The organism is Aeromonas sp. s13 (assembly GCF_040907905.1).
Taxonomy (GTDB): Bacteria; Pseudomonadota; Gammaproteobacteria; order Enterobacterales; family Aeromonadaceae; genus Aeromonas; species Aeromonas veronii.
This window is the reverse complement of the sequence record NZ_JBFOCS010000007.1, coordinates 67,950-78,251: the sequence shown is the minus strand read 5'-3', so window position 1 is coordinate 78,251 and position 10,302 is coordinate 67,950. Positions and strand designations below refer to the sequence as shown.

Annotated in this window: 8 protein-coding genes; 4 read left to right on the top strand and 4 right to left on the bottom strand. The window is 57.9% G+C overall.

Annotated elements, in window-relative coordinates:
- Nucleotides 1-341: 341 nt before the first annotated feature.
- Nucleotides 342-1,538, top strand: coding sequence for an NnrS family protein (locus AB5Y82_RS01190; RefSeq protein WP_111901640.1), 1,197 nt, complete (start codon nucleotides 342-344; stop codon nucleotides 1,536-1,538).
- Between the two features lie 16 nt (nucleotides 1,539-1,554).
- Here the strand turns inward: AB5Y82_RS01190 and AB5Y82_RS01185 are convergent, their stop codons facing one another.
- Entirely contained in the window at nucleotides 1,555-2,124 is a 570-nt protein-coding gene (locus tag AB5Y82_RS01185; protein ID WP_111901639.1) for a helix-turn-helix domain-containing protein, read from the bottom strand.
- Nucleotides 2,125-2,243: 119 nt separating this feature from the next.
- Here AB5Y82_RS01185 and AB5Y82_RS01180 point away from each other — a divergent pair, with 119 nt between their 5' ends.
- Together AB5Y82_RS01180 and AB5Y82_RS01175 are read left to right on the top strand one after the other, a co-directional pair.
- On the top strand, nucleotides 2,244-3,419 hold the full coding sequence (locus tag AB5Y82_RS01180; protein WP_111901638.1) for a benzoate/H(+) symporter BenE family transporter: 1,176 nt from the start codon (nucleotides 2,244-2,246) through the stop codon (nucleotides 3,417-3,419).
- Between the two features lie 122 nt (nucleotides 3,420-3,541).
- A complete protein-coding gene (locus tag AB5Y82_RS01175; protein WP_159164398.1) occupies nucleotides 3,542-4,606 on the top strand; it encodes a DUF3103 family protein in 1,065 nt (354 codons plus the stop codon).
- A 69-nt stretch (nucleotides 4,607-4,675) separates the two neighbouring features.
- On the opposite strand, the gene metF is transcribed toward AB5Y82_RS01175, so the two are convergent.
- Nucleotides 4,676-5,566 carry a methylenetetrahydrofolate reductase gene (gene metF, locus AB5Y82_RS01170; protein WP_005340191.1) on the bottom strand — a complete coding sequence of 297 codons (891 nt, stop codon included), beginning with the start codon at nucleotides 5,564-5,566 and terminating at the stop codon, nucleotides 4,676-4,678.
- A 329-nt stretch (nucleotides 5,567-5,895) separates the two neighbouring features.
- Between metF and AB5Y82_RS01165 the strand changes: the two genes are divergently transcribed.
- Nucleotides 5,896-6,696, top strand: a complete 801-nt coding sequence (locus tag AB5Y82_RS01165) for a GNAT family N-acetyltransferase (RefSeq protein ID WP_368173544.1) — start codon at nucleotides 5,896-5,898, stop codon at nucleotides 6,694-6,696.
- A 73-nt stretch (nucleotides 6,697-6,769) separates the two neighbouring features.
- Here AB5Y82_RS01165 and AB5Y82_RS01160 read toward each other — a convergent pair whose 3' ends face one another.
- Nucleotides 6,770-8,239 (bottom strand): ABC transporter substrate-binding protein, encoded by a 1,470-nt coding sequence (locus tag AB5Y82_RS01160; RefSeq protein WP_368173543.1) that lies wholly within the window; start codon nucleotides 8,237-8,239, stop codon nucleotides 6,770-6,772.
- 8 nt (nucleotides 8,240-8,247) lie between these two features.
- A complete protein-coding gene (locus tag AB5Y82_RS01155) occupies nucleotides 8,248-10,227 on the bottom strand; it encodes a methyl-accepting chemotaxis protein (RefSeq protein WP_111901634.1) in 1,980 nt (659 codons plus the stop codon).
- Nucleotides 10,228-10,302: the final 75 nt, after the last annotated feature.

Below are 10,302 nucleotides of genomic sequence, written 5' to 3'. Positions count from 1 at the left end.
TTGTTAAAGAGCGTCACGCTTGTCGCGTTGAGGAGGCGCATATTACGCTTCTCACTTCGAAAGTCAAGCGATTGTTTTCGCTTTTCTTTCGGCGCTCACTTCACTAGGAAGCTGGCTCATCAGTCCGGCGTGTTCCGCCGTGCTGGTAGGGGCGCATTATAGGGAGCCGCGCCGGGATGACAAGGGCTTTTTCAGCAAAAAAGTTCGTTCGCTCAGATATCAAACAACCACCTCTTTTTTTGCTCGAAATGACATCAATCCTGACTATTGCCGGATTTAAATTGAACATTTTAAAAGCTAATTTATAATTATCATCTCAAATGTTTAATTGGAATGCCCTCATGCATCAAATCCTCGATAGTCATAAGGAAGAGCAAATCGTCCCGCTGTTCCGCCTGGGGTTCCGACCCTTCTTCTTGTTCGGGGCTCTGTTTGCGGCCGTCGCCATGTTGCTCTGGCTGTGGCAGCTCAACGGTTGGCTTACCTTGCCCGGGATTGCCAACCCGATCTGGTGGCATGGTCATGAGATGCTGTTTGGTTTCGGGGCTGCCATCGTCGCGGGTTTTCTGCTCACCGCAGTGCAGAACTGGACGGCCTATCCCGGTGTTCGAAGCTGGCCATTGGCGCTGGTGGTGGGGTTGTGGATGTTGCCAAGAACCTTGTTACCCTGGCTGGGTGAAGAGAATACGCTCCTGATGGCGGCAGACCTGCTCTGGTTGCCGCTGTGCGCCTGGTTCCTTGCCAAGCCTATCTTGATAACCCGGCAATGGCGCAACCTCTTCTTCGTGCCCCTGTTGCTGATACTGACCCTGCTCAATGGCGCCAGCTGGTTATGGCAGGTCGATTGGACCACCGTTGAGCACCTATTGATCACCACTGTGCTGTTGTTCACCACCCTGATCGCCGTGATGGGTGGAAGGGTGATTCCGTTCTTTACCGCCCGGGCAACCGGTCAGGAGAAACCCGCACCTCAGCTCTGGCTGGAACGGGCGGTGCTCGCGACACTGTGGCTTATCTTGCTCTGCTGGCTGCTGCTCCCCACCCAATGGGTCACCAGCATATATATAGTGCCTCTATATATAATGGCTGCGAGTTTGCATCTGTGGCGACAACTGCGTTGGCATCTGCCATCGACCCTTGCGCATCCCCTGCTGTGGTCACTCCATCTCGCTTATCTGTTTATCCCTCTTGGCCTGTTCGCCCTTGCGGTACATAGCGCGGGTCTGCCCATCACGTTGTCGATGGCCAGTCACCTGCTCAGCGCAGGCTGTATGGGGACCATGATCCTGGGCATGATTGCGCGAGTCTCCCTCGGCCATAGCGGTCGGGCCTTGCAGGTAGGACGCAGGATCACTGGCGCATTCGCCCTGGTTATCGCTGCCGCTACAATGCGGGTGGCGATTCCGCTGTTCTGGCCTGCTTATACCCTGCATGGCTGGAACCTCAGCGCGCTTGCCTGGATCGCTGCCTATGGTCTGTTTGTCTGGGTCTATACCCCGATATTGATCCGCCCCAGAGCAGATGGTCGACCGGGTTGATGACTGCGGAACATGTTCAGGGTGTTACCACCGGATAGTGGATCAAGTTGTGGAAGATCGCCGGGGCTATGCCCAGATTGCGATAACCATGTGGGCGATCGGCAGCAAAACGCACCGCCTCGCCTTGCACCAGTGAGCACCACTCCCCTGCCACCAGCACCTCCATCATGCCGCTGATGACGATGACATGCTCGGTCACTCCCGGCTCATGGGGCTCGGACTCACGCTGGTAACCCGGCAACAGGGTCAGCTCAAGCAACTCGAAACCAAACCGGTTTTCATAAGGGAAGAGCGGTGCCACTTGCATGCCCTCTCCCGCAGGCTGCTGGCGAATAGCATCGGCGGTGCGATAGAGCACCTCTTCCTGCGTGGCGGGTGTGGGCTCGATGAAACTGGAAAATGAGACTCGAAAACCGGTGGCTATCTTCCATAGCGTCGCCACCGTCGGGCTGGACTCTCCCCGCTCAATCTGCCCCAGCATCGCCTTGCTGACACCCGTTTCGCGCGCGGCGGCATCCAGGCTCCAGCCACGCTCGCTGCGCAGCCCCTTCAGTCGAGCAGCCAGATGCTGACTCATCTCTTGCATAACTGCCTCTTTATTACTCTTGCACGATGCGCCTTGTACGCTATAGCGCACAGCGATATAGTCAAAGATGTATTGTACGTAATAACGCACAGCGCGTCACAACGCCAAGAGGAAGAGTCATGCCCTTCGCCATCCCCCATCTGGTCGCAGGCTTTATCGCCGTGATGGTCGGCTACACCAGCTCCGTCATCCTGATCATCCAGGCCGCCACGGCAGCGGGTGCTGATACTGCCCAAGTTGCCTCCTGGCTCTGGACGCTGGGGATCGGCATGGGGGTGAGCTGCATCGGCCTCTCTCTATATTACCGCATACCCATACTAACCGCCTGGTCCACACCGGGCGCGGCACTGCTGATCACCACGCTGGGCAACTTCACTCTGGCGGAAGCCATCGGCGCCTTTGTGATCTCGTCCCTGCTGATCACTCTGTGTGGCATCAGCGGCTGGTTCGACCGTTTGATGAAACATATCCCGGCTCCACTGGCCGCCGCCATGCTGGCTGGCGTGCTGCTCAAATTCGGGCTGGATCTGTTCAAGGTCGCCCCGCAAGACCCCTTGTTGCTTGGCACCCTGCTGCTGGCCTTCCTGCTGGGTCGTCATCTCTGGCCCCGCCATACCATGGTGCTGGTACTGGGAGTGGGGATGCTGATCTGCAGCGTGCGGGGGGATTTGCAAATGGGCCCCCTTCACTGGCAACTCGCCAGCCCGGTCTGGACATGGCCAGCCTTCTCCCTTGATGCTCTGTTTGGTATCGCGCTGCCGCTGTTCATTGTCACCATGACATCGCAAAACATGCCGGGAATTGCCATCTTGCGGGCCCATGGCTATCAGCCTTCCACCTCCTCGCTGATCAGCTGGACTGGCCTGACTGGCCTGCTGCTCGCCCCTTTTGGCGGCTATGCCTTCAATCTGGCCGCCATCACTGCCGCCATCTGCATGGGCAAAGAGGTCGACTCGGATACCAAGCGCCGCTGGCCAGCTGCGGTATGGGCGGGTTGCTTTTATCTCCTGACCGGCTGCTTCGGCGCAACCGTCGCGGCCCTGTTTAGCGCCTTTCCGGCAGCCCTTGTCACCTGCATCGCCGGATTGGCCCTGCTAGGCACCATCGGCAGTAGCCTGCACTCTGCCTTGCAACAGGATGAAGCGCGAGAAGCTGCGCTGCTCACCTTTATTATTACCGCGTCCGGGATCAGCCTGCTCGGCATCGCGGCAGCCTGCTGGGGTCTGCTGATTGGTCTGGCTATCTATCAGTTCCAATTATATCGACAAAGGAATCAATTGAACCTCAAACCGTGAACCTCTGCACACTATCCAGATAAAATGATTCACAAGTGAAACTAATTTCCTTCTAGTGGCGTCAGGGCACCAATCTTCCCGGACATGGTGCCCTGTCAGGTTCCATGCAACGGAGTATAAAAATGAAAAATCAGGCTGTCTTGTTACTACTGGCCATACTGGGTGCTACGAGCGTCCAGGCTGCCGATACGGATCGAGAGCTGGCTCGCCAGCTCGCACTTCAGCAGAAAAACCTGCTGCCTCTGCTGAGCAATCAGCAATACCAGAGCCCGCTTCCCAACCTGCTGCAGAAGGCCAGCCCACGCCTTAAACGGCAGGCGAGCGATGCCAACCAGGCGGCCATCAGCCGGCAAGGACTGGATGGCGAGGTCAAGCAACTGATGCAGTTGCGGCTGGCCAACACCGATCAGGCCACCGCACTGCAACAGGGTGTCGAACCGCTGGTCGCCTATGTTCCAAGTGGAGATGAGAAGAGCTGGAGCGCCATTGAAGCGTTCGACAGCGCTGGCAATCCTGTCTATCTGGATGTGGACAAGGCACCGGCCCGGCCGGTTCTGGTAGTCGAAGCCGATCCCGTCAAAGCCAAGAACGCAGGCTTGAAGGTGATGCGCAAGGCGCTGGCCGATGCGGATCTGCAAAGCGCTCCGCGAGTGGCGGCCAGCACGGCGCCGCTCAAGACCAGTATCCTGAAAAAGATCAGACTGAAGGATGATCAGGAGCCCTGGCTGCTCGGCGCAGCCGAAGTGTATGCAGTGGTCGCAGGGGTTAATCCCAGTCGGGATGAACCAGTGGTCGATATTGTCGACATGCCCTACCTCGACTATGACAACACAGACTACACCCCCAACCAGATCCTGGTTTACTGGGATCGCTATCGCTGGGGTGCCGTCGATGTGGTGATGATGGAGCAGGATGACAACGTCAACTACAAGGAGCTGAGCGCCCTGCTGATTGAAGCTCTCAAACTCGGCTTTACTGCGGGTGGCGTGCCGGAAGCCCTGCCCTTCCTCGATCTCGGCGGTCGCATCGTCAAGGCTCTGCCCGACTCCTGGATGACCAACAACGACGACTATCTGGATACCTTCTACACACTGGAGCAGGATCAGGTCTATCGCCAGTATCCGGGGGCTGCCGGTAATGCGGTTATCGATCTTGAGCCAAAAGAGATCGCCCCGACCAGACCTTGATAATCGGCCATAACGAAAAAGCCAATGAGCAACTCATTGGCTTTTTGCTTTTATCGCGGTGACCACCGGTCAACCCTTGGGACGAACCCCCAGAGTATGGCAGATGGCATAAGTCAGCTCGGAGCGGTTCAGGGTATAGAAGTGGAAATCCTTCACGCCTTCCTGACTCAGCACGCGCACCTGATCGATGGCGATGCTCGCCCCCACCAGATTGCGGGTCATCTGATCGTTATCCAGTCCCTCGAAACGCTGATGCATCCAGCGCGGGATCTTCACGTTGGTAAAACCGGCAAACTTGGCCAGGGTCTGGTAGTTGGAGACCGGCAGGATCCCCGGCACGATTTCAGCATCGATGCCGATAGCGGCGCAGCGATCCCGAAAGCGCAGATACGTTTCCACATCGAAGAAGAACTGAGTGATGGCGCGGTTGGCACCAGCATCAATCTTGCGCTTGAGGTTGAGCAGGTCGGATTGCGCACTCTTGGCCTCCGGGTGCCCTTCCGGATAGGCAGCAACCGAGATATCGAAGTCCGCCTCTGACTTGAGCAGAGCAACCAGATCGGTGGCATACATATCCGGCTTCTCCAACCCCTGCGGCAAATCACCGCGCAGAGCCACAATATGACGAATACCGCTGTTCCAGTAGTCGCGGGCGATGGTGCGCAGCTCGTCGCGACTGGCATCGATACAGGTCAGGTGCGGCGCCGCAATCAGGCCGGTCCGCTCCTTGATGTCCTTGATCACCTTGTGGGTGCGATCACGGGTGCCAGAGTTGGCGCCATAGGTGACGGAGACGAACTTGGGTTCCAGCACCTTCAGCCGTTCGATGGACTGCCAGAGGGTATTTTCCATCCCTTCACTATTGGGCGGAAAAAACTCGAAACTGACCGATATATCGCCATTCAAATCTGCCAAGCTCTGGTTGAGCGCCTCAACCTGACGTGCACTGTGAAATCCCATCTGCTCTTCTCCCTGTCCTGCAATCCATCTGCCTACGTCAAAACGGATGTTTGGACGTCTAAACGTCTTTATATTTATGAGCAAAACGACACAAAGTCAACAGGGATTTACCTCACATCCGATCTGACGAACTTCATATTTACAAAATTAACGGTACGTAACCGAAAAGTGCCCATCCCAAAATTGCCCCAGTCGAGTTATGATGGGGGCAGATCGTCCTGGACGTTCTGAATCTGCGTGTGATTGTTTGGCCGGAGGTTTCTCCGGCCCCTTTTCATCTATTTCCCACTCCTGCCGATAATAGAATGAGTCTTTGCAGGAGCACCATCATGGATACCCACCCCGGCTTTGCCACCGACTTGCTGTTCGATCGCTATCAGGGCGAGGTTGTTCAGCACGATCAGTTCTGGGCGGTTCGCACGCCGGATGCTCCCGATTACTACTTCGGCAACTACCTGCTGCTCCCCACCCCGCCCAGCGACCGTGACAAAGGCTGGCTGGAAGCAACATTCGATCAGCTGATCGGCCAGGATCCTCGAGTGCGCCACCGCACCTTCCAATGGCCACTGGCGGCCGGACAAAACAGCCGGATCGCCGGTTTTGTCGCAACCGGATACCAATATATGGAGTGCGTGGTACTGGCGCTGGATGAACAGAGCTGCCCACCTCTTCACGACGACATGAACAAGGTTGAGGCACGCACCTTCACCACTGCTGATTGGCCTGAGTGGCTCGACTTCGAACTCCATGAGCGGGATGAGGGGCACTCTGAACAGAGTTATCTCCCCTATCTGCAATCCCGCCAGGCGCTCTATCAGGCCATGATTGCCGATGGTCTCGGGGACTGGTGGGGGATCTGGCAAGAGGGGCAACTGGTCGCCAGCTGTGGTCTCTTCTTTTGCGGCACACTTGGGCGCTTCCAATTGGTACGCACGCACCATGCGTGGCGCAACCAGGGGTTATGCCGCCAGCTGCTGAGTCAAGTGGCTCGCGCAGGATTATCCCGCGCCAAACAACTCATCATAGTGGCTGACGAGCACTACCATGCCCAGCGCATTTACCGCTCTCTGGGGTTTGTCCCGGTTGCCCGCATCGGCAGCCTCTGCCGCTGGCCCCACGAAGCACAATAAAGCGATACATGCTGGCCACGAGCCATAAAAAAACGGGAGGCTGATGCCTCCCGCTCTTATTGATGCAGATGACCTATTGCTGTGGCTGCTGTGGCGCCTCCAGCTCGTTGGAGAGCGCCTGCTCCACCTCATCCGACGGCGCCGGTAATGGGGCAGCGGCCGCTGATGCGGGTTCTGCGGGAGTCACAGCAGGTGACACCACGGCAGGCGTTTCACTGGTTGCTGGGGCTGCGGACACCTCAGTCGTCGGCACTGAAGCAGGGGCAGGGGCAACCGTATCACACTGACAATCCGCGCTCTTGGCCTTGTTGCCCTGATGAGGGGCATACCAGCCCTTCAAGCCACTTTCCAGTCGATCAGCGGCAGCTTTGGGCTCCATCTTGCCAAGCAGCACAGCCTGACTCACCTCTGCCAGTTCATCCCCCAACTTGGGCGTACCACGGGAGAGGATCTGGGTCGCCACCCGAATGGTCGAGTCACACTGATCGCGCCACTCCATCATCTCTTTGGCCGCCGGATTGGTGACATCGAAGAAGTGGTTGGAGAGGGAGAAGAATCCCGGCAGCGAGTTGGTATAGAGCTCGGCAAATTGCGGCGTCGTCAGCCACTGCAGGAAAGCCATTGCACCCTCTTTATTCTTGCTGGCCGGGTTCATCCCCATACCGATATCGGTATGGTCGGTAAAGAAACAGCCATCACCCTGTTTGGCCACCGGCGGACGCATGACGCCAAAATCGACCTTGCCGGTGAAGGGAGCAATCTCCCAGGAGCCCGCCACGTAGAAGGCGGCCTTGCCCGATGTGAACAACTCGTTGCTGGTCGCGTAATCGCGGCTCTCACCACCTTCACCGAGGTAGGAACGCCAGCGGGCCAGCTCGTCGAACACCTTCACATATTGCGGGTTGTCCAACCGCTCCTGCCCGCCAATCAAAGCCAGACGGCCGTCCTCTCCCTTCCAGTAGTTGGGACCAATGTTCTGGAACCCCAGTTCGGAGGCAACCCAACTCTCGGAACCGCTCATGGCCAGCGGCACATAACGCCCGTCGGCCTTGATCTTGTCCAGCACGGCGAAGAACTGATCGCGGGTTTGCGGCAAGGTGAGCCCCAACTCACTGAAAATCTTCTTGTTATAGAAGAAGCCATGGATCACCGAGGCCATGGGTACGCAGAAGGTCTGGGCTCCGGAATCCGTCTGCCAGGGTGACTGGGCAAAACTCGGGAAGTTCTCCATCCCCGCCATCTCGGTCAGCTCGGCCAGATGGCCCGCCTTGAACAGGGCAAGCGAATCATCAAACGGACGACAGGTAATGAGATCCCCAGCCTTGCCGGCCTTCAGGTTCTCCAGCAAGGTAGGCATGTAGTTAACGTTCTGCACCGGATGAAAACTCACCTTGATGCCGGGATGCGCCGCTTCAAACGCCGGGATGATTTTCTGCTCCCACAACGCCTTGTCATCGGTTCGCCAGCTTTCAATCACCAGCTCGCTGGCCATCAGCTGGCCACACAACAGGAGACTCAGGGCTCCAATCCACTTTTTAGACATAAGCCCTCCTAGACCTTGAAATGTGCGATCAATTGCTGCTGTTTGGCGACCAGGTCTGCCAGCACTTCGCTGCTGCTGGCGGATTCGCGCGCCTCCCGTTCGGTCTCGTATGCCACATCGGCAATACCGGCGATATGACGAGCGACCCCCTGACTGACGGAGATCTGCTCCTGAGCGGCATGGGCCACCTGATCCGCCATCGACTTGATGGCCCCCATCCGATCGGCAATGGATTGCAGCGCCACATCCATCTCGCGAGTCTGCTCAACACAGCTCTGGGTCTGCTCCTGGCTGCGCCCCATCACTTCAACCACATGCTTGCTGGAGCTCTGCAGGTTCTCAATCATCCCCTGGATCTCTTCGGTCGACGTCTGGGTGCGATTAGCCAGCGCCCGCACCTCATCGGCCACCACCGCGAAACCGCGACCGGCATCGCCGGCACGGGCCGCTTCAATGGCGGCGTTCAACGCCAGCAGGTTGGTCTGCTCGGCGATGCTGCGGATCACATCGAGAATGCTGCCGATGTTGTTGCTGAATTCCCCAAGCTTGTAGGTGATCCCGACCGCCTCTTCCATGGCACCCGCCAGCTGCTCGGTGAGCCGGCGAGTGGTGGCCACTTTCTGGCGCCCATTGCGCGCCTCTTCATCGGCCAGATCCACTTCCCGCTTGGTGCCATCGGTAGAGCGGGCCACCTCGGTGGCGCTCACTTCCAGCTCGGTAATGGCGGCGGCCACCTGATCGGTCTGGCTCTTCTGCTCCTGCACCCGGGACATGGCCCGTTCGCTGATCTCGGCGGCGCGGCTCGCTTCATCCACCAGATGGCGGGAGCCTGCATTGATTTGAGAGAGCAGCTCGCCGGTCTTGCCCGCCAGCGTATCGATGGAGCGAGAGAGGCTGCCAAATTCGCAACTGCTGCGGTAGTTGATGCGGCGGGTCATGTCACCGGCCGCCATGTAATCGAGCTCCTTGTTGATCATCTGCAACGGGCGCTGAATGCTGCGCGCCGTGGTATAACCGATCACCAGTGCGGCAGCGGCCGACATAGCGGCAACCACCAGGATCCAGAAGCTGGCGCTACTGACCGCTGCATCGGCATTGATCCGGCTATCGCTGGCGATGGCTCCGGCAGACTTGCCCATCTCATCGAGCAAATTGAGGCTGTTGACCAGACTGGCATCCAGCTGCTGATTTTGCGTGGCCAGCGACAGCGCCAGTTGCTGAGCCTGTCGCATGGTCGCCAGCAAGCCCTGAGCGCCGAGCGCCAGCTCCTGCATCCGATCCAGATTGGAGACAAAGCGCGCTTTCACATCATCGGGCACCAGCACCCGCTCCAACCGCTTGCGGGCCATCTCGATGTCCTTGCTGAGTACCTTTTCCAGCTCGTTCAGGTCGGTTTTGGCATCGGCACGGCGGATATTCTTCAGATCGCGAGCGATACCCGAGGTAATGAGCTCCGCCTTGTTGCGCATGGAACGCTTGCTGGCGGTCTGTTGCAGCAGCAGATCCGCCGCCCACTGGTAGGTATCCTCAAGACGGATAAATTCCATCTCCAGCTTGTGGCGCTGCTCCAGCGTACTGACCCACTGCCGATGCTGTGCCAACACCTGATCCGCCAAGCCATAAAATTGGGTGGTAGCACTCTCGACCTGCTGGAAGCGGGCACGAGCATCCGCTACGTCGGTAAATTTACCCATCTCCTGACTCAGCTGGGCGAAGCGGTTCTGCTGCTCCTTGAACTGATTGGCCAGCTGCGGCAACTGGGCGGCATCTTCACTGGTGCGGTAGACCAGCACCCAGCGGTTACTATCCTGCAGTGCCCCCTTGAGACCTGCGACAGCAACCACCAGCGGGGTTGCCCGGTCAGATACGGCAGAGAGGCCGTCATTTATACCCTTGATTTTAAAGGTACTGATCACACCAAGCAGGATCAGCAACAGCAGCATCAACACGAATCCGGCGATGATCCGCTGCACGATAGATAAGCCCATGGAGACATCCTCACTCATTGGGGGAAGGTAAAGTGAACATAGTCACTATCGGCAGGGGTGGCGAATAACTGAAAT